The organism is Burkholderia sp. YHN3-13 (assembly GCF_055810675.1).
Genome location: NZ_JBVVNQ010000001.1, coordinates 345,124 through 366,874, shown reverse-complemented (window position 1 = coordinate 366,874; position 21,751 = coordinate 345,124). Strand labels below are relative to the sequence as shown.

Sequence of the window (21,751 nt, the reverse complement as noted above, 5' to 3'; positions counted from 1 at the left end):
ACGGCCGGCGCGCCGCCGCGCGTTGCGTGCCCGACGAGGCTCACGTAGCCGGCCTGGTGCGCCGAAGCTTTCGTTTGACTGACTGACGAAGCGGTTGCCTGCACGTTCGATGCGGCTCTGCAACAATACGGTTCGCGGTGCCGCGCGTTCCGTTTGCTGCGCACGGAGCACGCGTTGGTTGCCGCGCCGCTCAATCCGCGACGCCGTGCGTCGCTCGTCAGCCGAGCCTCATCTTGTCCGAATTCGCTTCCCCCGCCGGCGCCCATGAGCCGGCCGTCAACTGGCGCGCGATGTCCGCGGTGCTGCTGGCCGTCGCGCTCGCGACGCTCGACACCGCGATCGCGAACACCGCGCTGCCCGCGATCGCCGCCGACCTGCATGCATCGCCGGCCGCTTCCGTATGGATCATCAACGCGTACCAGCTCGCGATGGTCGCGACGCTGCTGCCGTTCGCGTCGCTCGGCGACATCGTCGGCCACAAGCGCGTGTACATCGCCGGGCTCGCGGTGTTCACGCTCGCCTCGCTCGGCTGTTCGCTCGCGTCGACGCTGCCGATGCTGACGGCCGCGCGGATCGTGCAGGGCTTTGGCGCGAGCGCGATCATGAGCGTCAACGTCGCGCTGATCCGCGGCCTGTTTCCCGCGCACCGGCTCGGACGCGGCGTCGGCTTCAACGCGCTCGTCGTCGGTGTGTCGTTCGCGGTGGGGCCGACGATCGCGTCGCTGATCCTGTCGGTCGCCGCGTGGCCGTGGCTGTTCGCGGTGAACGTGCCGCTCGGCGTGATTGCGCTCGCCGTGGCGGTTCCGTCGCTGCCGCAGACGGCGCGCGGCAAGCATGCGTTCGATCCGGTCGCCGCATTGTTCAACGTGATCACGTTCGCGTCGCTGATCTTCGCGCTCGGCGAATTCGCGCAGCGCGGGCCGCTTTCGATCGTGTTCGCGTCGGCCGCGGTTGCGCTCGCGTTCGGCTGGCTGCTGATCCGCCGCCAGGCCGGGCACCCGGCGCCGATGCTGCCGGTCGACCTGTTTCGCCGGCCCGTGTTCACGCTGTCCGCCCTGACGGCCGTGTGTGCGTTCGCCGCGCAGGGGCTGGCATTCGTGTCGCTGCCGTTCTATTTCGAAACCGTCCTGCATCGCAGCGCGGTCGAGACGGGTTTCCTGATGACACCGTGGTCGGCGATCGTCGCGTTCGCCGCGCCGATCGCGGGCCGGTTGTCGGATCGTTATCCGCCCGGCCTGCTCGGCGCGATCGGGCTCGCGTTGCTGAGCGCGGGCATGGTGTCGCTCGCCGCGCTGCCGATGTCGCCGAGCGTCGTCGACATCGGCTGGCGGATGATGCTGTGCGGCGCGGGCTTCGGCTTCTTCCAGTCGCCGAACCTGAAGGCGCTGATGTCGAGCGCGCCGCCCGAGCGCAGCGGCGGCGCGAGCGGGATCATCGCGACGGCGCGGCTGATCGGGCAGGCAACGGGCGCGGCGCTGGTGGCACTGTCGTTCGGGATCGCGGGGCGTCACGGGCCGACGCTGGCGTTGATGCTCGGCGCGGGGTTCGCCGGCGCGGCGAGTGTCGCGAGCGGGCTGCGGTTGTTTGCGCCGTCGCATCGCGCGGGAGTGCCGGCCGCGCCGGAACGCGTGCCGGCGCAGCCGGCGGAACAGCGTACGGGACAGTAACGAGCCGGCGCGCGGCAAACGCCGCCGCGCACCGGCCTTCATGCATCGCTCAGAACCCGCCCGACTTGATCAGCTGGTTGAGGTTCGCGATGTTCAGGCTGCCGAAGCCGGTGGTCAGATCCCACCCGGTGCCGGCGGTATAGCCATACCCCTGATAGCCGTTGTTGCCCGACACGACGTCATAACGCACGAGCGACGGGTGCGACGGGATGTCCGCGTAGAAGTTGCCGGCCGGGAAGCCCAGGCCCGTGCCGTTCGCCGCGAGCAGGCGCGCCCAGAAGCCCGTGAAGATCGGCGCGGCGAGGCTCGTGCCGCCGATCTGCTGCAACTGGCCGTAGTTGTAGATGTACGCGCCGGTGCTCTGCGCGGCGTCGAACGAGACGTCCGGCAACTGGCGGTTGCTGCCCGACTGCCACGACGGTGCGGGCAGGATCGTGCTGACGCCGCCGCCCGTCGCCCACAGCTTGCCGTTGCCGTCGAGCCCTTCGTTCCACACGGTCTCGTTCGAGAACGCGCCTGCCGACGTCGTGTAGAGCGTCGTGCCGCCGATCGCGAGCACGTGCGGCGACGCAGCCGGCCACGACACCGTGTAGTTCGCGCCGTCCGGATAGCCGCGGTTGTTGCACTCGTACACGCCTTCGTCGCCCGACGATACCGAGAACGTCTGACCCTGGGCGGCTGCCGTCGTGAAGATCTGCTCTTCGGCGTCGATCGTGCCGTCCGCGTTCGCATCGGTTTCGCACCAGCCCAGCGACACGTTGATCACCTTCGCGGTGTTGTCCGATACCGCGCGGTTGAACGCCTGCGTGAGGCCCGTGTTGCCCGAGGCGTTGAGGTCCGCCATGTAGAACACGAGCTTGCCGACCTGGCCGCCGGCCGAGCCGACGATCGACTGGCTGTCGAGGTCCCATTCGCCCTGGCCGTCCTGGTCGTCGGTGTAGCTGCCGCCGGAGCCGTTGGTCTTGACGGTCTGCGTCGATACCGTGCCGTAGCCGTTGCTCGACGTGAACTGCTTCAGGTCCTGCAGCGTCTGCGACACGCCGCCGATCGTGATGATGCCGACGGTCACGCCGGCCGCGGTCGGCACGCCGGTGGCGTTGTAGAGGCCGGGGAATTCCTTCGGATAGTGGCCCGTCGCCGTGCCGGCCGCGAGCGCCTGCGGCTTCGCGACGTTGCCGATGCGCAGCATCGGCCGCGCCCGCGCGACGCTCTGCAGCCCGAGCACCGAACCGACGATGTCGCCGAGCGCCCGCGGCACTTGCGCGGTCGATGCATTGGCGAAGCCCGAGCGGCCGGCGTACTCGAAGTGCACGAGCGACGTGTTGAACGCCGTCTTCACCGTGGCGGCCGTGCCGCTGGCGGAGACCAGCAGGCGGTTCGGCGCAACCTCGACGTTCACGAAGCCGCTCTTGTGCAGATAGTCGACCACCGACTTCACCTGTGCATCTGTCGGCGCGTAGTTGGCGAGGAACTGCTCGTGCGTCAGGTACTGGCGGTAATGCGCGCTGCCGGGCCGGTTCACGTCGCGCGCCAGTTGCTTGAGCTGCGCGGCATTGCGCAGCTTCAGGCTGACGACGACGTTGGTCGTTTCACCGGCTGCCAGTTCGAGCGACGGCGCCGCACTGCGGGCCATCAACTGCGGGCCGGTCAGAAAGGCCTTGGTATGAGTATCGACCCAATCCGTCGTCGCGTGCGCCGCGGCGGCGGCGAACACGAACGGCGCCACGCACGCGAGGCGGCGGGGCGACGGAAGGGGAAGGGCAAACCAGGTGTTCCTTTTCATCGGGAGTCCTTTTTAGGAGAAGCGACGTTACTGGAACCCCCGGCCCTTGTGGGGCCGCGAGCGGTGACGAGCGTAGGGCGTCGGTGTCGTTCGGGTAGCTGCCATTTTCCACAGCTGTCAGTTCTGACATCGGGGCGGCCGCACGCGCGCGCCGCCTCGTGCGCGCGGCCGATGGCCGGCTCGGCGAACGGAACCGGTTCGCCGCACGATGGCCTGGCAACGGGCGACGTTCGCACGCACGAGTCGTTCGTCGTCGCTTCGGAACATGCGCGATCGCGGAGTGGACGGGCGCGTGCATGCATGTCGTTTGCGTGTCCGTCGCTGCGCGCCGAGTCGCACTATGTGGTCAATGGAAGCGTCCTGTCAGGAACCGATGCGCGGATGCACACGAACGGGGCGGGCCATGCGCAAACGTTTCTCGAACTGTGGAACAGCCTGTCGGGCAGTCTTGCAGGCGCCTTTCGGATCGCGTGTCGCAATCGTGGATTAGAGGGGTTATTCGAATTTGGCGGCGGGCGCGAGCCGGTGCGGCGGCCCGCCCGCACCGGCAGGATCGAACGACACAGCTCGCGAAATCCCGCCTTGACGCGCTGCAATCCGCGGATATCCTTCAATCCATAACCAGCGGGTTATGGATTTTGGAACGACATGCAGAACGCTCACGACATGCTTTTCAGGACGCTTGCCGATCCGACGCGCCGCGCGCTTTTCGAGCGGCTGTGCGAGGAGGGCGAGCTGACGGTTGCCGCGCTGACGGCCCATGCGGGCGTCTCGCAGCCGGCCGTGTCGAAGCACCTCGGTGTACTGAAGCAGGCCGGGCTCGTGAACGACCGTCACGAAGGCCGGCAGACGCACTACAGCGCGCAGCCGCAGGCGCTGGCCCCGCTGATCGACTGGACGAGCCAGATGGCAGGTTTCTGGCAGAGCCGGTTCGACGCCCTCGAAGATCTGCTCAAAAGGATGGATCAGTAATGAACCAAGCCACTACCGAAACGCGCGCCGTCGTCGTCGACCGCGAACTGCCTCATCCGCCGGAGAAGATCTGGCGTGCGCTGACGCAACCGCACCTGATCGAGGCGTGGCTGATGAAGAGCGACTTCGAGCCCGTCGCGGGGCGCGCATTCAGCTTCCGGGCGGACTGGGGCTCGGTCGACTGCACGGTCCTGACGATCGAGCCGCCGCGCACGCTGTCCTATACGTGGGCCGCGCATGGCCTCGAAAGCGTCGTCACGTGGACGCTCACGCCGACGCCGGCCGGCACGCACCTGCGCATGGAGCAGGTCGGGTTCCGCACGGATCAGGAGCAGGCGTACCGTGGCGCGCAGCATGGCTGGGTCCGGTTCTTCGCGTCGCTCGAGCAGGTGCTGGCGGGCCCCGACGAAGGCGCGGAGGTCCGTGCATGAGTACCGCGGACCTCACACCGTCGGCGCGCATCGATGCGCTGATCGCCGGTATCACCGACTGGCGCGGCAAGACGTTCGCCGACCTGCGCCAGACGATCCTCGCTGCGCAAGCGGGCATCGTCGAGGAATGGAAATGGATGGGCAGCCCCGTCTGGTCATGCGACGGGATGATCGCGGTTGCGAACGCGCACAAGGGCAAGGTGAAGCTGACCTTCATGCACGGCGCGCAGCTCCCCGATCCCGACAAGCTGTTCAACGACGGCCTCGACGGCAATGCGCGACGCGCGATCGATCTGTTCGAAGGCGATCGGGTCGACCAGCGGGCGCTGAAGAACCTCGTGCGCGCGGCGATCGAATACAACCGCGCGCATCTGAAGAAGAACGCGCGGGGCGCGGCGGCGAAGGCGCGCGGCAGCAAGGCGGCGTAGGGCGGCGCAGCGCGCAGGCAAAAAAAGCCCGACACGAGGTCGGGCATCCAAATCGGCCGCAACCGCCGCGAGGCGGCTGCGGCACCTGCAAAGGCAGGGCGCTTACGCGGCGAGCAGCGAGCGCAGCACGAACGGCAGGATCCCGCCGTGCTTGTAGTAGTCGACTTCGATCGGCGTATCGATGCGCAGCAGCACCGGCACGCGCTGCGTTTCGCCGTTCTTGCGGTGGATCACGAGCGTGACGTCCTGCTGCGGCTTGAAGTCGTCGCCGAGGCCTTCGATGTCGTACGTCTCTTCACCGGTGATGCCGAGCGACTGGACGCTGTCCGCGCCCTTGAACTGCAGCGGCAGTACGCCCATGCCGACCAGGTTCGAGCGGTGGATCCGCTCGAAGCTGCGTGCGATCACGGCCTTCACGCCGAGCAGTTGCGTGCCCTTCGCGGCCCAGTCGCGCGACGAGCCCGTGCCGTACTCTTCGCCCGCGAAAACGACGGTCGGCGTGCCGGCGGCGACGTACTGCATCGCCGCGTCGTAGATCGACTGCTGTTCGCCGCTCGGCTGGTGGATCGTCAGGCCGCCTTCGACGCGCGTGCCGTCCGCCTTCGCCGGAATCATCAGGTTCTTGATCCGGACGTTCGCGAACGTGCCGCGCATCATCACGTCGTGGTTGCCGCGGCGCGAGCCGTAGCTGTTGAAGTCGGCCTTCTGCACGCCGTTTTCCTTCAGCCACTTGCCTGCCGGCGAGTCTTCCTTGATCGAGCCTGCCGGGCTGATGTGGTCGGTCGTGACCGAGTCACCGAAGATGCCCAGCGCGCGCGCGCCCTTGACCGTCGGGATCGACGCGGCCGGCTCCATCGAGAAGTCGTTGCCGAAGAACGGCGGCTCGGCGATGTACGTCGACTTCGGCCAGTCGTAGACCTGGCCCGATTCGCCCTCGATCTTGCTCCAGAGGTCGCCCTTCTTGGTCAGCTTCGAGTAGTTGTCCTCGAACTTCTTCGGGTCGAGCGCGAACTTGAGCAGCGCGTGGATTTCCTCGCTCGTCGGCCAGATGTCGCCGAGATAGATGTCGCGGCCGCCCTTGCCCTTGCCGACCGGTTCCGTCATCAGGTCGCGCGTGATGTTGCCGGCGATCGCGTACGCGACGACCAGCGGCGGCGACGCGAGGAAGTTCGCGCGGATGTTCGGGTGGATGCGCGCTTCGAAGTTACGGTTGCCCGACAGCACGGCTGCCGCGACGATGTCGTTCTTCGTGATCGCTTCGTTCAGTTCCGGCGTCAGGTCGCCCGCATTGCCGATACAGGTCGTGCAGCCGTAGGCCGCGACTTCGAAGCCGAGCTTCGACAGGTAGGGCAGCAGGCCCGTCTTCGTCAGGTACTCGGTGACGATGCGCGATCCCGGCGCGAGCGAGGTCTTGATCTTCGGATCGACCGTGAGGCCGGCTTCGACGGCCTTCTTCGCGAGCAGGCCGGCGGCCAGCAGGACGCTCGGGTTCGACGTGTTCGTGCACGACGTGATCGCGGCGATCAGCACGTCGCCGTTCTTCACGTCGACGCCGTTGCTCGTCGTGTATTGCGTGCCCAGGTCGTCCGCCTTCTTCGCGAAGCCGTTTTCCGCGACCGGCTTCGAGAACAGGTCGGTGAACGTCGACTTGACGTTGCCGATCTCGATGCGGTCCTGCGGGCGCTTCGGGCCGGCCAGCGACGGGGCGACCGTCGCCAGATCCAGCGTCACGACCTTCGTGTAGTCGATGTCGCCGGCCTTCGGGATGCCGAACAGCTTCTGCGCCTTGAAGTAGTTTTCGAACGCGGCGATTTCGGCCTTCGTGCGGCCCGTGCCTTCGAAGTAGTCGATCGTCTTTTCGTCGACCGGGAAGAAGCCCATCGTCGCGCCGTATTCCGGCGCCATGTTGCCGATCGTCGCGCGGTCCGGCAGCGACAGCGACTTCGTGCCTTCGCCGAAGAACTCGACGAACTTGCCGACGACCTTCTCCTTGCGCAGCATTTCGGTGATCGTCAGCACCAGGTCGGTGGCCGTCACGCCTTCGCGCAGCCGGCCCTTCAGCTCGACGCCGACGACGTCCGGCGTCAGGAAGTACACCGGCTGGCCGAGCATGCCGGCTTCCGCCTCGATGCCGCCCACGCCCCAGCCGACCACGCCGATGCCGTTGATCATCGTCGTGTGGCTGTCGGTGCCGACGAGCGTGTCCGGGTAATACACGGTGTCGCCGCCGTCCGTCTTCTTGTGGACGCCGCGCGCGAGGTATTCGAGGTTCACCTGGTGGACGATGCCCACGCCCGGCGGCACGACCTTGAACGTGTCGAATGCCTGCATGCCCCACTTCATGAACTGGTAGCGCTCGTTGTTGCGCTGGAATTCCAGTTTCATGTTCAGGTCGAGCGCGTCCTTCTGGCGGAAGTAGTCGATCTGGACCGAGTGGTCGACGACGAGATCGACCGGGACCAGCGGCTCGATCTTCTTCGGGTTCTTGCCCGTACGCTCGGCGACGCCGCGCATGGCCGCGATGTCGGCGAGCAGCGGCACGCCCGTGAAGTCCTGCAGCACGACGCGCGACACGACGAACGGAATCTCGTCGACGCGCTTCGCGGTCGGCTTCCAGTTCGCGAGCTGCTCGATGTGCTCTTCGGTGATTTTCTTGCCGTCGTAGTTGCGCAGCACGGACTCGAGCACGATACGGATCGACACCGGCAGGCGTTCGATCTTCGTCTTCAGCTCCTTGCCGAGTTGCGGCAGCGAGTAGAACTTGCCTTTGCCGGAACCGCTGTCGAATTCCTTGAGGGTCTTGTGGAGATTGTGGGCCATGGTGATTTTCCTGGGTTTAAGGCTAGGAAACTACGTGTCCTGTAGATGACGGCTAAATCACATACAGATCGACGTACTGATCGACCGGCATCGCTTCGAGCTTTGCCTGGTCCAGCGACACGTCGAGAATCGCTTGTTGCTGCTTGGCCGGGAAACGGCGGGCGAGGTTGGTCCTGAACTTGTCGACCAGGAGCGGGATGCCGTCCGTGCGGCGCCGCCGATGGCCGAGCGGGTATTCGACCGCCACTTCGGCAAGCTTCGATCCGTCCGTGAATTCGATCGTCAGCGCATTCGCGATCGATCGCTTGTCCGGATCGTGATAATCCTTCGTGAACTGCGGATCCTCGACGCACACGGTCTTCGCGCGCAGCGCGTCGATGCGCGGGTCCGCCGCGGCCGAATCTTCATAGTCGGCGGCGGTCAGCCGGCCGAACAGCAGCGGCACGGCGACCATGTACTGGATGCAGTGGTCGCGGTCGGCCGGGTTGGCGAGCGGGCCCTGCTTGTCGATGATGCGGATCGCGGCCGCATGCGTGCGGATCGTGATCCGGCCGATGTCGTCGGTCGTGCGGCCCGCCGCGGCGAGCCGCGCATGCAACTGCAGCGCGGCCTCGGCGGCCGTCTGCGCATGGAATTCGGCGGGGAACGCGATCTTGAACAGCACGTTTTCCATCACGTACGTGCCGTACGGACGCTGGAAGCGGAACGGCCTGCCGCCGAACAGCACGTCGTAGAAGCCCCAGGTTTGCGCGGTGAGCGCCGACGGGTAGCCCATTTCACCCGTTTTCGCGATCAGCGCGAGGCGCACCGCGCGGGACGTGGCGTCGCCGGCCGCCCACGACTTGCGCGAACCGGTGTTCGGCGCGTGGCGGTAGGTCCGCAGCGCGTGGCCGTCGACGAACGCGTTGGACACCGCGTTGATCAGCTCGTCGCGCGTGAGCCCGAGCAGCCGGCCGACGACGGCCGTGGACGCGACCTTCACGAGCAGCACGTGGTCGAGCCCGACCGCGTTGAACGAATTCTCGAGGGCGAGGCAGCCCTGGATCTCGTGGGCCTGGATCATCGCGACCAGCACGTCGCGCATCGGGAGCGGCTTCCGGCCGGCCGCGACGGCCGTGCGGGAAAGCCAGTCGGCCGTCGCCAGGATGCCGCCGAGGTTGTCGGACGGATGGCCCCATTCGGCGGCGAGCCAGGTGTCGTTGAAGTCCAGCCAGCGGATCATCGCGCCGATGTCGAATGCGGCCTGGACGGGATCGAGCTGGAAGGACGTGCCGGGCACCTTCGCGCCGTTCGGCACGATCGTGCCGGGCACGACGGGGCCGAGCAGCTTGGTGCAGGCAGGGTAGGACAGCGCCTCGAGTCCGCATCCGAGCGTGTCGATCAGGCAATGACGCGCCGTCTCCAGCGCGAGCGCGCTGTCGATGCCGGTGTTCAGCACGTAGTCGACGATATCGACGAGTACCGTATCCGGAGCAGGGCGGACGTTGGAGACCGGGGCGGACATCGAGGGGCCGAGGGGAACGCGCTTAGTTCGTTGCCGGCTTCAGTTCGTTCGACTGCGTCGGTGCCGGCGTGCCTTGCGCCATTTCCGGCGTCACGCACTCGTCCGCGAGGCGCTCGCCGCCGTTGGCGTCGGAGAACAGCATCGCCTTGGTCGGGATCACGACCAGCTTGAAGCCTGCTGCCGGATCGTAGAACGTGTCGGCGCCCGTCGTCGTGGCTTGACGCGGCAGCTTGTAGTTCTTCTTCGCCCAGTGAACCGTGACGACCTGGTCGCGCTTCATGTCGCCGGCGAGATCGAACGACAGGCCTTCCTTACAGGACCACTTGACCGCGCCGTCCGGTACCGGATCGACCTTGGCCGCTGCGCGCGCCTGCGCCTTCTTGCTGCGCGGGATGATGCGCTTGGCCGGTGCCGGGCGCTTGGCCGTGGCTTTTTTCGCGGTCGTGGTGGCCGTACCCTGGGCAAACGCGCTCGGAGCCGACACCAGCATCGTGGCGGACAAGGCGCCGATGGCGGTAGCGATCAGGAGTTTCTTCATGGAGTCAGAACCTTTCGATAATCAGTTGACAAGGGCCGGCAATCGAAACCGCCGGCCGGTTTGAAACTGCACGCGCCCCGAAAGCGCGCAGCGGCCGCTATTTTCACCTATTTGGCCGCGCAGATATCAGGTTTTCGGGCTCCGTTACGTTTTTTGTCGTTTCGCAAACCTCTGTCCGGCTTGCGTCCCGGCGAATGCATGAAACGCGTGGTTCGGCCGGCGGCGCGCGCTCAAGGCGCGCCGCCCGCGGCGGCCGGGCCGAACAGCGGCGCGGCCTCGGCCGGAACGGGCTGGCCGGTGGCGCGCGCACGGCGCAGCACCGACCAGTAATAGCGATAACTCGCGCGATCGTGCAGCGTATCACCGTGGCGCGTCGGGCCCCAGTCGGCCACCTGCGCGGCCAGCAGGATCTCGGCGGCCAGCGCGACCTCGTCGGTGCGCGGCGCAAACGCGTCGACGATCGGGCGGATCTGCGCGGGGTGGATGCTCCACATACGCGTGAACGCGAATTCGTCGCGCGCCCGGCGCGCATCGCCGGCCACGACGCCCATGTCGCGCACCTCGGTCGTCACGTTGTGCGACGGCGTCTTGCCGTGCGCGTGGCAGGCCGCGGCGATGTCCAGCTTCGCGCGGCGCACGAGCGGATGGTCGAACTGGCCGGGCGAGCGCATCGCGGAATCGGGAATCGCGCCATGGTGCGCGGAGACGAAGTCCATCAGACCGAAGCTCAGCGTGCCGACCGTCGGCAGCGCGGCGAGCGCGGCCGCCTGCGCCAGCGCGCCGTGCGTCTCGACCAGCACGTCCACCGGGATCGGCTGCGCGATGCCGAGCTCGCGGCGCGTGCCTTCGATGAATGCGGTCATTTCCGCGGCATCGGCCGCGGCCGCGATCTTCGGGAGCGTGATGTAGGCCGGTGCACGCGCGGCGCGCAGCACGATGCGGACGTCGTCGCGCCAGTGCGGGTGGGAAAAGTCGTGGATCCGGACGCCGACGCGGCCGAAGCGGTTCTCGTCGCTGCCGAGCAGGTCGGCGACGAGCGCCGCATGCGCGGCTTCCTGGCCGACGGCGGCGCCGTCCTCGCAGTCGAGCGTGATGTCGAATACGGGACCCAGCTCGGCCTGCAGCGCGAGCGACTTGCGCATCAGCTTTTCGCTGCCCGCGTAATGATCGCAGCAGGGCAGGATCGCGGGCGGGGACGCCCCGTCGTACAGCACTTGTGCAGGAGTGAGCGCGGCCATCTGTTCGACGTCAGGGGAGCGTGTCAGCGTGGAGAAAATCGGATTCGGGCAGGTTCTGGGCCGGTGCGCCGTGGGCGCGGGGCGGCAAAACGTGCGCGGATCGGATCGTTCGGCCGGGCCGGCGGCTGGCCGGCCCGGGCCGAAACCGGGTGGCCCGAGGGCCGCCCGGCACCGGCGCGTGATGCTTAGTTCTTCAGCAGGTGGGCGACGCCGTCGCGCTCTTCGAGCAGCTCGGCCAGCGTGCCGTCCATCTTCTCGCGCGAGAACGCGTCGATTTCCAGGCCTTCGACGCGCTTGTACTCGCCGTTTTCGCAGACGACCGGCACACCGTAGATGATGTCTTCGGGGATGCCGTACGAACCGTCCGACGGGATGCCCATCGTGACCCACTTGCCGTTCGTGCCGAGCACCCAGTCACGGACGTGGTCGATCGCCGCGTTGGCCGCCGACGCCGCCGACGACAGGCCGCGCGCTTCGATGATCGCCGCGCCGCGCTTGCCGACGGTCGGGATGAACGTGTCGCGGTTCCACACGTCGTCGTTGATCAGCTTCAGCAGCGATTCGCCTTCGGCGGTCGCGAAGCGGAAGTCCGGGTACATCGTCGGCGAGTGGTTGCCCCACACGGCGAGCTTCTCGATCGACGCGACCGGCTTGCCCGACTTGGCGGCGAGCTGCGACAGCGCGCGGTTGTGGTCGAGGCGCAGCATGGCCGTGAAGTTCTTCTTCGGCAGATCCGGCGCCGACTTCATCGCGATGTAGGCGTTCGTGTTCGCCGGGTTGCCGACGACCAGCACCTTCACGTCGCGGCTCGCGACTTCGTTCAGCGCGGCGCCCTGAACCGTGAAGATTTCAGCGTTCGCCGACAGCAGGTCCTTGCGCTCCATGCCCTTCGAGCGCGGACGTGCACCGACCAGCAGCGCGACGTCGGCATCCTTGAATGCGACCTTCGGATCGTCGGTGATCACGACGCCCGCGAGCAGCGGGAACGCGCAATCGTCGAGTTCCATCACGACGCCTTTGACGGCGGCTTGGGCTTGCGGGAGGTCGAGCAGTTGCAGGATGACCGGCTGGTCCTTGCCGAGCAGGTCGCCGTTCGCGATGCGGAACAGCAGGGAGTAAGCGATTTGACCTGCGGCGCCGGTGACGGCAACGCGCTTTGCGGGCTTAGCCATTGAAAATCTCCAGGACGGATGAAGCGTTGGACGCGAGCGAAAACGCCATTCTATGCGCGTTGTGCGTAGCGTTGCATTGAAGCAGGGCGGAGGACTCGCGATGGCAGACGCGGTGAACCTGGAGACGGCCGTGGCACGTAGCCGGGGACGCGCTGTTGCACCCGCGAACCCTTGCTCGACCGGGAGTGTAGGAGCCGTCACGCGCAAAGTCAAACGGTATCATATGTCTTATATAAGACAGATGTTTTGCGGAAATTGAGTGGACGAAAAAGTGCGGTTTGTGATGAAATGCGCGCCATGACATCGAACCAGGCGAATACCGCGAATCAGACCGGCGCAGGCGGCCCAGGGCAGCCGGGCGCGGGCGATCCCGCACCTTCGCCCGCGGCGTCGCCGTCGCCGACGTTCAGCCCGTTATACCAGCAGATTAAGTCATTGATCACGCAAAGTCTCGAATCCGGCGAATGGAAGCCGGGCGAGATCATTCCGAGCGAAGTGGAGCTCGCGGCCCGTTACAAGGTCAGCCAGGGCACCGTTCGCAAGGCGATCGACGAGCTGGCCGCCGAAAACCTCGTGGTCCGGCGGCAGGGCAAGGGTACTTTTGTTGCAACGCACAACGAGGATCGCGCGCAGTTCCGCTTCCTGCGTCTGCTGGCCGACGACGGCGCCGAACACCCGCACGTGAGCCGCCTGCTCGAATGCCGTCGCCTGCGTGCGCCGGCGGAGATCGCGCGGCAGCTCGACCTGAAGCCGGCCGACCCGGTCGTGCAGGTGCGCCGGCTGCTGGAGTTCGACGGCGAAGTGACGGTGCTCGACGAGATCTGGCTGCCGGGCGCGATGTTCCGCGGGCTCACGTTCGAGCGGCTGAGCGAGTACAAGGGGCCGCTCTACGCGATGTTCGAGACGGAATTCGGCACGCGGATGATCCGCGCGACGGAGAAGATCCGCGCGGTCGCGGCGGAGCCGTCGGTGGCGGACCTGCTGCATGTGCCCGCGGGTTTCCCGTTGCTGTCGGTCGAGCGCGTGTCCTATACATACGGGGACCGGCCGGTGGAAGTGCGTCGCGGCTGGTATGTCACAACCGGGTACTACTATCAGAATGACTTGAGTTGAGCAGCTTCGGCTCAAGCCGAGTGCGTTCGCGATTCCCACGCTCGCGAAGCACGTTTCGGGCCGCCTTTGTTCGTGTTCGCGCAACTATCCAGAGCAGACTTTCGCTGCAGCGCGATATAAAAAGGCGCTAAAATCGCGGATTAGTGTGACAACATAGTAGGGGTCTAGCATGACTGATGCAGTAAGAAAGCCGAGGCCGGAATACCGGAACATCGGATTCGGCGATATCACGATGAAATATCGCATGCCGCTGGCGGCGATATTGTCGATTCTCCATCGAGTCAGCGGCGCGCTGCTGTTCTTGTTCCTGCCGTTCCTGCTGTTCCTCTTCGACCAGAGCCTCACGTCCGAGCTCAGCTTCGAAGTCTTCAAGGCTTTCCTCTCCAACATCATCGTCAAGCTGATCGTCCTCGCACTGTCGTGGGCCTTCTTCCACCATTTCTGCGCCGGCATTCGCCACCTGCTGATGGACGTCAACCACGACGCCGTCACGAAGGAAGGCGGCAAGCGGACGGCCGTCGTCGTCTTTGTCGTCTCGATCGCGCTGACGATCGCCATGGCACTCAAACTGTTCGGAGCATTCTAAGAAAATGGCAGCCAATAACCGAATCGGCTCGAAGCGCCTCGTCGTCGGCGCTCACTACGGCCTGCGCGACTGGCTCGCGCAGCGCATCACCGCCACCATCATGGCGGTCTACACGGTCATTCTGCTCGTCCTGTTCTTCGGCGCGCACGATTTTTCGTACGAAGGCTGGGCATCGATCTTCGCCGCGCAATGGATGAAGCTCGCGACCTTCGTGATGCTGCTTTCCCTCTTCTACCACGCATGGGTCGGCGTGCGCGACATCTGGATGGACTACGTGAAGCCCGTCGGTGTGCGCCTGCTGCTGCAATCGCTGACCATCGTCTGGCTGCTCGCATGTGCGGGCTACGCCGCGCAGATTCTCTGGAGAGTGTAAAGAATGGCTGCAATCAAAACTAACCTGCCGCGCCGCAAGTTCGACGTGGTGATCGTCGGCGCGGGCGGCTCGGGCTTGCGCGCAGCGCTGCAACTGTCGCGCGCGGGCCTGTCGGTCGGCGTGCTGTCGAAGGTGTTCCCGACGCGCTCGCACACGGTGGCCGCGCAGGGCGGTATCGGTGCGTCGCTCGGCAACATGAGCGAAGACAACTGGCACTTCCACTTCTACGACACGATCAAGGGTTCCGACTGGCTCGGCGACCAGGACGCGATCGAATTCATGTGCCGTGAAGCGCCGAACGTCGTGTACGAACTCGAGCACTTCGGCATGCCGTTCGACCGCAACGCGGACGGCACGATCTACCAGCGTCCGTTCGGCGGCCACACCGCGAACTACGGCGAGAAGCCGGTCCAGCGCGCGTGCGCGGCCGCCGACCGTACCGGTCACGCGCTGCTGCACACGCTGTACCAGCAGAACGTCGAAGCGAAGACGCAGTTCTTCGTCGAATGGATGGCACTCGACCTGATCCGCGATGCGGAAGGCGACGTGCTCGGCGTGACGGCCCTCGAGATGGAGACGGGCGACGTCTACATCATGGAAGGCAAGACGACGTTGTTCGCGACGGGCGGCGCAGGCCGGATCTTCGCGGCGTCGACCAACGCGTTCATCAACACCGGCGACGGCCTCGGCATGGCCGCGCGTTCGGGCATCGCGCTGCAGGACATGGAGTTCTGGCAGTTCCACCCGACCGGCGTGGCCGGCGCGGGCGTGCTGATCACCGAAGGCGTGCGCGGCGAAGGCGGTATCCTGCGCAACGCGAACGGCGAGCGTTTCATGGAGCGCTACGCGCCGACGCTGAAGGATCTGGCGCCGCGTGACTTCGTGTCGCGTTCGATGGACCAGGAAATCAAGGAAGGTCGCGGCGTCGGTCCGAACAAGGATCACGTGCTGCTCGACCTGTCGCACATCGGCGCCGAGACGATCATGAAGCGTCTGCCGTCGATCCGCGAAATCGCGCTGAAGTTCGCGAACGTCGACGCGATCAAGGAACCGATCCCGGTCGTCCCGACGATCCACTACCAGATGGGCGGCATCCCGACCAACATCCACGGTCAGGTTGTCGGCACGTCACGCGATCACAAGGAACCGGTCAACGGCTTCTACGCAGTGGGCGAATGCTCGTGCGTGTCCGTGCACGGCGCGAACCGCCTCGGCACGAACTCGCTGCTGGACCTCGTGGTGTTCGGCCGTGCGGCCGGCAACCACATCGTCGAGCACGTGAAGAACCAGAAGGAACACAAGCCGCTGCCGGCCGATGCAGGCGAATTCTCGCTGGCGCGCCTGAACAAGCTCGACAAGTCGACGTCGGGCGAATACACGCAGGACGTCGCGAACGACATCCGCGCGACGATGCAGAAGCACGCGGGCGTGTTCCGCACGTCGGCGCTGCTGAAGGAAGGCGTCGAGCAGATGGCCGGCCTGGCGGCGCGCGTGGACAACATCCACCTGAAGGACAAGTCGAAGGTGTTCAACACCGCGCGCGTCGAAGCGCTCGAGCTGGAGAACCTGATCGAAGTGGCGCGCGCCACGATGGTGTCGGCGGAAGCGCGCAAGGAAAGCCGTGGCGCGCACGCACACAGCGACTACGAACATCGCGACGACGAGAACTGGCTGCGCCACACGCTGTGGTACAGCGAAGGCGATCGCCTCGACTACAAGCCGGTTCAAATGAAGCCGCTGACGGTCGAATCCGTGCCGCCGAAGCCGCGCACGTTCTAAGCCGAGTCAAAGGAATCCGAAATGGCAAAACGCATTTTTGAAGTCTACCGCTACGATCCGGACAAGGACGCAGCGCCGCGCATGCAGACGTACGAGCTCGAGATCCAGCATGAGCGCATGCTGCTCGACGCACTGGTGAAGCTGAAGGCCGTCGACGAGACGCTGTCGTTCCGCCGTTCGTGCCGCGAAGGCGTGTGCGGTTCGGACGCGATGAACATCAACGGCAAGAACGGTCTCGCGTGCCTGACGAACCTGAACGACCTGCCGCAGAAGATCGTGCTGCGTCCGCTGCCGGGCCTGCCCGTCGTGCGCGACCTGATCGTCGACATGACGCACTTCTTCAACCAGTACCACTCGATCAAGCCGTACCTGATCAACGACGCGCCGCCGCCGGAGAAGGAACGTCTCCAGTCGCCGGAAGAACGCGACGAGCTCGACGGCGTGTACGAGTGCATTCTGTGCGCGAGCTGCTCGACGTCGTGCCCGAGCTTCTGGTGGAACCCGGACAAGTTCGTCGGCCCGGCCGGCCTGCTGCAGGCTTACCGCTTCATCGCGGACAGCCGCGACACGGCCACCGGCGAGCGTCTCGACAACCTGGAAGACCCGTACCGTCTGTTCCGTTGCCACACGATCATGAACTGCGTCGACGTTTGCCCGAAGGGCCTGAACCCGACGAAGGCGATCGGCAAGATCAAGGAACTGATGGTCCGCCGCGCGGTTTAAGGCCGGGTTGCAATGAGCGACGATTCGCATCAATCCGACCCGCACCGTCGCGCGCGCCTTCGCTGGCGCGCGCGGCGGGGTCTGCTGGAAAACGATATCGTATTCGAGCGTTTCTTCGGCAGATACGAGCATGACCTCACCGATGCAGACGTAGGCGCGTTGTCGCGCCTGCTCGATCTGAGCGACAACGACCTGATGGACTTGCTCCTCGCGCGCAAGGAACCAGAGGGCGACCTAGACAGCCCGGATATTCACCGGCTGTTGGAGATGCTGCGCAACGTGTAACGCCAAGGTGTAACGCGCTGTGCCCGTTATCGAATCCCGTTTCTTTATTTCGATTGAGGATGTGCCATGACTCCGTCTGATGTTAAAGCCACGCTATCGTTCAGCGACAACTCGCCGAGCGTCGAACTGCCGATCTACAAGGGCACGATGGGCCCGGACGTAATCGACATCCGCAAGCTGTACGGCCAGACCGGCAAGTTCACGTACGACCCGGGCTTCATGTCGACGGCGGCTTGTAATTCGGCGATCACGTACATCGACGGCGACAAGGGCGAGCTGCTGTACCGCGGCTACCCGATCGACAACCTCGCGCAGAACGCGGACTTCCTCGAAAGCTGCTACCTGCTGCTGAAGGGCGAGCTGCCGAACGCAGCGCAGAAGAAGGAATTCGTCGACACCGTCACGAAGCACACGATGGTGCACGAGCAGATGCACTTCTTCTTCCGTGGTTTCCGCCGCGACGCGCACCCGATGGCGATCCTGGTCGCCGCGGTCGGCGCGCTGTCTGCGTTCTACCACGACTCGCTCGACATCAACGACCCGCGTCACCGTGAAGTGTCGGCGATCCGCATGATCGCGAAGCTGCCGACGCTCGTCGCGATGGCGTACAAGTACAGCATCGGCCAGCCGTTCGTGTATCCGAAGAACTCGCTGTCGTACAGCGCGAACTTCATGCACATGATGTTCTCGAACCCGTGCGAGGAGTACAAGGTCAACGACGTGCTCGTCCGCGCGCTCGACCGTATCCTGATCCTGCACGCCGACCACGAGCAGAACGCGTCGACGTCGACGGTCCGCCTCGCCGGTTCGTCGGGTGCGAACCCGTTCGCGTGTATCGCCGCCGGTATCGCATGTCTGTGGGGCCCGGCGCACGGTGGTGCGAACGAAGCCGCGCTGAACATGCTCGAGCAGATCGGTTCGCCGGACAACATCCCCGAATTCATCAAGCAGGTGAAGGACAAGAATTCGGGCGTGAAGCTGATGGGCTTCGGCCACCGCGTGTACAAGAACTACGATCCGCGTGCGAAGCTGATGCGCGAAACGTGCTACGAAGTGCTGAACGAACTGGGCCTGCACGACGACCCGCTGTTCAAGCTCGCGATGCAGCTCGAGAAGATCGCGCTGGAAGACGAATACTTCGTGTCGCGCAAGCTGTACCCGAACGTCGACTTCTACTCGGGCATCGTCCAGCGTGCGTTGGGCATCCCGACGTCGATGTTCACGTGTATCTTCGCGATGGCACGTACGGTCGGCTGGATCGCACAGTGGAACGAAATGATCGCCGATCCGGAACAGAAGATCGGCCGTCCGCGCCAGCTGTTCATCGGCGACACGCCGCGCGAAGCGAAGCCGATCGACGCACGTTAAGTCGTGTGCGGCGCGAACGGCCGGCAGGCCGCTCGCGTCGGGCAATCGCAACGCCACGACACCCCGACGGGTCCGCCCGTCGGGGTGTTTTCATTTGTGCGGTGAATGGGCGCGGCGCTCCAGCGAGGGCGGGCGGGTATCGAGTGCCGGCGCGTCGTCGTCGGGGGCGTGGCCGTGCTGCTTGAAGAACTGCCGGTACGCGCCCGGCGTCATCCCGCGCGCGGCGAGGAACTGGCGGTTGAAGTTCGCGGCGTTCGGAATGCCGCAGCGCGCGGCTACCGTCGCGATCGGCCAGTCGGTGCCGACGAGATGACGGCACGCGTGCGCGAGTCGCAGCCGTTGCAGGTAGCGGCCGACGCTTTCGCCGAGATGCCGGACGAACAGGCGCTGCAGCGTGCGCTCGGACATGTGCGCGGCGGCGGCGAGCGCGTCGATGCGCAGCGGTTCGTGAAAGCGCCGGTCGATCGCATCGAGCACGCGGTCGAGGCGTTCGGCTTCGGGCGCGGCCGCGTCGGCGGACGGTGCCGTGCCGTCCGGCCGGTCATACGCGTGCGCGGTGGCGAGCGGCGTGCCGCCGGCTTCGGCGAGATCGGCGAGCGTGTCGAGCGCCGCCGCGAGCCGTGCGCGCGGCGACGGATCGAGCAACCGCGGCAGTCGCGCCCGCATCGCGCGGGCGGCTTCCACGTCGAAACGCAGGCCGGGCGCCGCGCGACGCAGCAGCGAGCGCAGCGGCGCGTATTCGGGGCAGCAATCTGCCAGCCGCCGCACCCAGTCGCCGTCGAACCAGACGACGAGCGCGACTTCGGGCGCCGCGCGATCGATGCGCGCGTTCGACGACCACGTATGCGGCAGGTTGGGCGGCACGAGCACGAGATCGTCGTCCGCGTAGCGCGCGACGTGATCGCCGATGAAGCGCTGGCCGCGGCTGTTGAGCGTCAGCGTCAGTTCGTACTCGGGATGGCGATGCCATTCGAACGGGATGCGCGCGAGCTGGCGGTGATACACGCGGATCGAACAGCCTGGCGAGAACGTCACATGCTCGTACTGCGGTTTCATCGCGGCCTCCGGTAGGGGCGGGCAGCGCGTCGTGGCATGATCGAGAACGCAATCGTCACCACGGAGCGATGCCATGTTTTCACACGTTTGCGTTGGCGTCAGCGATACGACGCGCGCCTACGATTTCTACGCGCCGCTGTTCGCGGCACTCGGGCTGCGCCTGAAATTCCGCGAGCCGGACGGCTGGTCGGGCTGGATGCCGGCCGATGCCGACCGGCCGCTGTTCTTCTTCGGCCGGCCGCTCGACGGCCGCGCGCCCGAACCGGGCAACGGGCACACGGTCGCGTTCGTCGCGCCGGCCCGCGCGCTCGTCGATCGCTGCCACGCGCTCGCGCTGCGGCACGGCGGCACCTGCGAAGGGCCGCCGGGCCTGCGCCCGGACTATCACCGCGATTACTACGGCGCCTATTTTCGCGATCCGGACGGCAACAAGCTCTGCGTCGTCTGTCATCGTCCGGAGTAACGCGCGGTTGTCAGAATTGTATCGATAGTTGACCGGATAGCGGTGATGGCGGCCCCGTACCGGCCGTACGCTGACAGCACATCACGATACGCTTCAGCGAGGAGACCACGATGCAACTGACGATTGACGATCTGCCGGCCGCGATCCGCGCGGCGAAACGGGTGCTGCGCGCCGACCTGCCCGGTTACGCGGCGTCGTTTCGCGAACTGGAGGGCGACATCGCGCGGCAGGTCGAGGCGATCCGCCGCGCGCACGCGCACGGCCATGACGTGATCCCGGTCGTGCCGTTCGCGGATATCGCGGGCGGCACCGTCGATCCTCGCGCGATCGCCGCCATCCGCACGCACGGCGCGGTCGTGATCCGCGGCGTATTCGACGCGCATCAGGCGCGCGACTGGAACGACGAGATCGGTGCGTATCTGGATGCGAACCGCTTCGCCGAGCGGTTGAATGCGCGTGCGGAAGACCGCTATTTCGGCAATCTCGCATCGGGCAAGCCGCAGATCTACGGCGTCTACTGGTCGAAGCCGCAGGTGGCCGCGCGCCAGTCGCCGGCGCTGACGCAGGCACGTGTGTTCCTGAACCGCCTGTGGCGGCACGCGGATGCCGTGCGCATGCATTTCGATCCGGACCAGGTGCCGGCCTATGCGGACCGGATTCGCCGCCGGCCGCCCGGCTCGACGTCGCTCGGGCTGTCGCCGCACGTCGACGGCGGCTCCGTCGAGCGCTGGCTCGGGGCGAACTTCCGGCAGGTCTACCGGCACGTGCTGGCCGGTCGCTGGCGCGATTACGATCCGTTCGACGCCGCGTTCCGTCCCGACGTGGAAGAGATTCCGTCGCCGGCCGTCTGTTCGATGTTCCGCACGTTCCAGGGCTGGACCGCGCTGACGCCGCAGGGGCCCGGCGACGGCACGCTGCAGTTGATCCCGGTCGCGAACGCGATGGCCTACGTCGTGCTGCGCGCGCTGCAGCACGACGTCGCCGACGACGACCTGTGCGGCGCGCGTCCCGGCCGAGCGCTGTCGATCCGGCCCGAATGGCATGCGCTGCTGCTCGACGCGCTGGTGCCGATCCCGCACATGGCGCCGGGCGACGCGGTGTTCTGGCACGGCGACGTCGTGCATGCGGTGGAGGATGCGCACCGCGGCAACGGCGACAGCAACGTGATGTACATCGCGGCCGCGCCGGGCTGCGCGAAGAACGACGCGTACCTGCGGCGTCAGCGGTCCGCGTTCGTGCGCGGCGAGAGTCCGCCCGATTTCCCGGTCGATCATTTCGAGGTCGATTTCGACGGGCGTGGCGACGAAGGCGACCTGACGGTGCTGGGCCGAGCGCAGATGGGGTTCGGGCCCGGCGCGTGACGGCCTTCTGCCGAATCCGCTGCGTGCCGCGCGCAATTCGACGCAATCGGCTGTCGGCGCTGCCGAAATCGACGCGAATTGCGCAATTTGG

20 protein-coding genes are annotated in these 21,751 nt (G+C 66.3%); 13 read left to right on the top strand and 7 right to left on the bottom strand.

All coding sequences use genetic code 11. From position 1 onward, the window contains the following. The first annotated feature begins 233 nt into the window (after positions 1-233). A complete protein-coding gene (locus AC0KUR_RS01575) occupies positions 234-1,667 on the top strand; it encodes an MFS transporter (RefSeq protein WP_034185782.1) in 1,434 nt (477 codons plus the stop codon). 49 nt (positions 1,668-1,716) lie between these two features. Here the strand turns inward: AC0KUR_RS01575 and AC0KUR_RS01570 are convergent, their stop codons facing one another. Then, on the bottom strand, positions 1,717-3,450 hold the full coding sequence (locus tag AC0KUR_RS01570; protein WP_124668847.1) for a S53 family peptidase: 1,734 nt from the start codon (positions 3,448-3,450) through the stop codon (positions 1,717-1,719). Between the two features lie 648 nt (positions 3,451-4,098). Here AC0KUR_RS01570 and AC0KUR_RS01565 point away from each other — a divergent pair. The 3 genes from AC0KUR_RS01565 to AC0KUR_RS01555 are packed head-to-tail and all read left to right on the top strand — an operon-like array spanning position 4,099 to position 5,281. Next, a complete protein-coding gene (locus tag AC0KUR_RS01565; RefSeq protein WP_034185784.1) occupies positions 4,099-4,422 on the top strand; it encodes an ArsR/SmtB family transcription factor in 324 nt (107 codons plus the stop codon). Continuing rightward, positions 4,422-4,853 (top strand): SRPBCC family protein, encoded by a 432-nt coding sequence (locus tag AC0KUR_RS01560; RefSeq protein WP_473375246.1) that lies wholly within the window; start codon positions 4,422-4,424, stop codon positions 4,851-4,853. Before AC0KUR_RS01565 ends, AC0KUR_RS01560 begins: the two co-directional genes overlap by 1 nt. After that, entirely contained in the window at positions 4,850-5,281 is a 432-nt protein-coding gene (locus AC0KUR_RS01555; protein ID WP_124668848.1) for a DUF1801 domain-containing protein, read from the top strand. The genes AC0KUR_RS01560 and AC0KUR_RS01555 overlap by 4 nt, the downstream gene beginning before the upstream one ends. A 102-nt stretch (positions 5,282-5,383) precedes the next feature. On the opposite strand, the gene acnA is transcribed toward AC0KUR_RS01555, so the two are convergent. The 5 genes from acnA to AC0KUR_RS01530 form a co-directional block, all read right to left on the bottom strand. After that, positions 5,384-8,101 carry an aconitate hydratase AcnA gene (acnA, locus tag AC0KUR_RS01550; RefSeq protein ID WP_034185788.1) on the bottom strand — a complete coding sequence of 906 codons (2,718 nt, stop codon included), beginning with the start codon at positions 8,099-8,101 and terminating at the stop codon, positions 5,384-5,386. A 52-nt stretch (positions 8,102-8,153) separates the two neighbouring features. Continuing rightward, positions 8,154-9,605, bottom strand: coding sequence for a bifunctional 2-methylcitrate dehydratase/aconitate hydratase (locus AC0KUR_RS01545; protein ID WP_069705028.1), 1,452 nt, complete (start codon positions 9,603-9,605; stop codon positions 8,154-8,156). A 22-nt stretch (positions 9,606-9,627) separates the two neighbouring features. Continuing rightward, on the bottom strand, positions 9,628-10,143 hold the full coding sequence (locus tag AC0KUR_RS01540) for a hypothetical protein (protein ID WP_034185790.1): 516 nt from the start codon (positions 10,141-10,143) through the stop codon (positions 9,628-9,630). Positions 10,144-10,373: 230 nt separating this feature from the next. Then, positions 10,374-11,381 (bottom strand): HpcH/HpaI aldolase/citrate lyase family protein, encoded by a 1,008-nt coding sequence (locus AC0KUR_RS01535; protein ID WP_473375245.1) that lies wholly within the window; start codon positions 11,379-11,381, stop codon positions 10,374-10,376. A 185-nt stretch (positions 11,382-11,566) separates the two neighbouring features. Then, the gene (locus tag AC0KUR_RS01530) at positions 11,567-12,553 is read right to left on the bottom strand and encodes a malate dehydrogenase (protein ID WP_006754984.1); all 987 of its coding nucleotides are present in this window, start codon (positions 12,551-12,553) and stop codon (positions 11,567-11,569) included. A gap of 288 nt (positions 12,554-12,841) precedes the next feature. Between AC0KUR_RS01530 and AC0KUR_RS01525 the strand changes: the two genes are divergently transcribed. From AC0KUR_RS01525 to gltA, 7 genes are all read left to right on the top strand, one after another. Then, positions 12,842-13,666 (top strand): GntR family transcriptional regulator, encoded by an 825-nt coding sequence (locus AC0KUR_RS01525; RefSeq protein ID WP_080287700.1) that lies wholly within the window; start codon positions 12,842-12,844, stop codon positions 13,664-13,666. Between the two features lie 169 nt (positions 13,667-13,835). Beyond that, positions 13,836-14,252, top strand: coding sequence for a succinate dehydrogenase, cytochrome b556 subunit (gene sdhC / locus AC0KUR_RS01520; RefSeq protein WP_034185792.1), 417 nt, complete (start codon positions 13,836-13,838; stop codon positions 14,250-14,252). Between the two features lie 4 nt (positions 14,253-14,256). Continuing rightward, entirely contained in the window at positions 14,257-14,625 is a 369-nt protein-coding gene (sdhD, locus tag AC0KUR_RS01515) for a succinate dehydrogenase, hydrophobic membrane anchor protein (RefSeq protein WP_011355745.1), read from the top strand. A gap of 3 nt (positions 14,626-14,628) precedes the next feature. Further along, on the top strand, positions 14,629-16,404 hold the full coding sequence (gene sdhA / locus AC0KUR_RS01510; protein ID WP_034185793.1) for a succinate dehydrogenase flavoprotein subunit: 1,776 nt from the start codon (positions 14,629-14,631) through the stop codon (positions 16,402-16,404). A gap of 21 nt (positions 16,405-16,425) precedes the next feature. Next, positions 16,426-17,127, top strand: a complete 702-nt coding sequence (locus tag AC0KUR_RS01505; RefSeq protein ID WP_011658352.1) for a succinate dehydrogenase iron-sulfur subunit — start codon at positions 16,426-16,428, stop codon at positions 17,125-17,127. A 12-nt stretch (positions 17,128-17,139) separates the two neighbouring features. Continuing rightward, positions 17,140-17,412: an FAD assembly factor SdhE gene (locus AC0KUR_RS01500; RefSeq protein ID WP_011548107.1), complete on the top strand. Its 273-nt coding sequence runs from the start codon at positions 17,140-17,142 to the stop codon at positions 17,410-17,412. Between the two features lie 66 nt (positions 17,413-17,478). Beyond that, positions 17,479-18,780, top strand: coding sequence for a citrate synthase (gene gltA / locus AC0KUR_RS01495; RefSeq protein WP_034185794.1), 1,302 nt, complete (start codon positions 17,479-17,481; stop codon positions 18,778-18,780). Positions 18,781-18,870: 90 nt separating this feature from the next. Here the strand turns inward: gltA and AC0KUR_RS01490 are convergent, their stop codons facing one another. Then, positions 18,871-19,836 carry a helix-turn-helix domain-containing protein gene (locus AC0KUR_RS01490; RefSeq protein ID WP_124609434.1) on the bottom strand — a complete coding sequence of 322 codons (966 nt, stop codon included), beginning with the start codon at positions 19,834-19,836 and terminating at the stop codon, positions 18,871-18,873. Between the two features lie 73 nt (positions 19,837-19,909). Here AC0KUR_RS01490 and AC0KUR_RS01485 point away from each other — a divergent pair, with 73 nt between their 5' ends. Continuing rightward, positions 19,910-20,299, top strand: coding sequence for a VOC family protein (locus AC0KUR_RS01485; RefSeq protein ID WP_034185795.1), 390 nt, complete (start codon positions 19,910-19,912; stop codon positions 20,297-20,299). A 110-nt stretch (positions 20,300-20,409) separates the two neighbouring features. Then, a complete protein-coding gene (locus tag AC0KUR_RS01480) occupies positions 20,410-21,660 on the top strand; it encodes a DUF1479 domain-containing protein (protein WP_473375244.1) in 1,251 nt (416 codons plus the stop codon). The last annotated feature ends 91 nt before the right edge of the window (positions 21,661-21,751 follow it).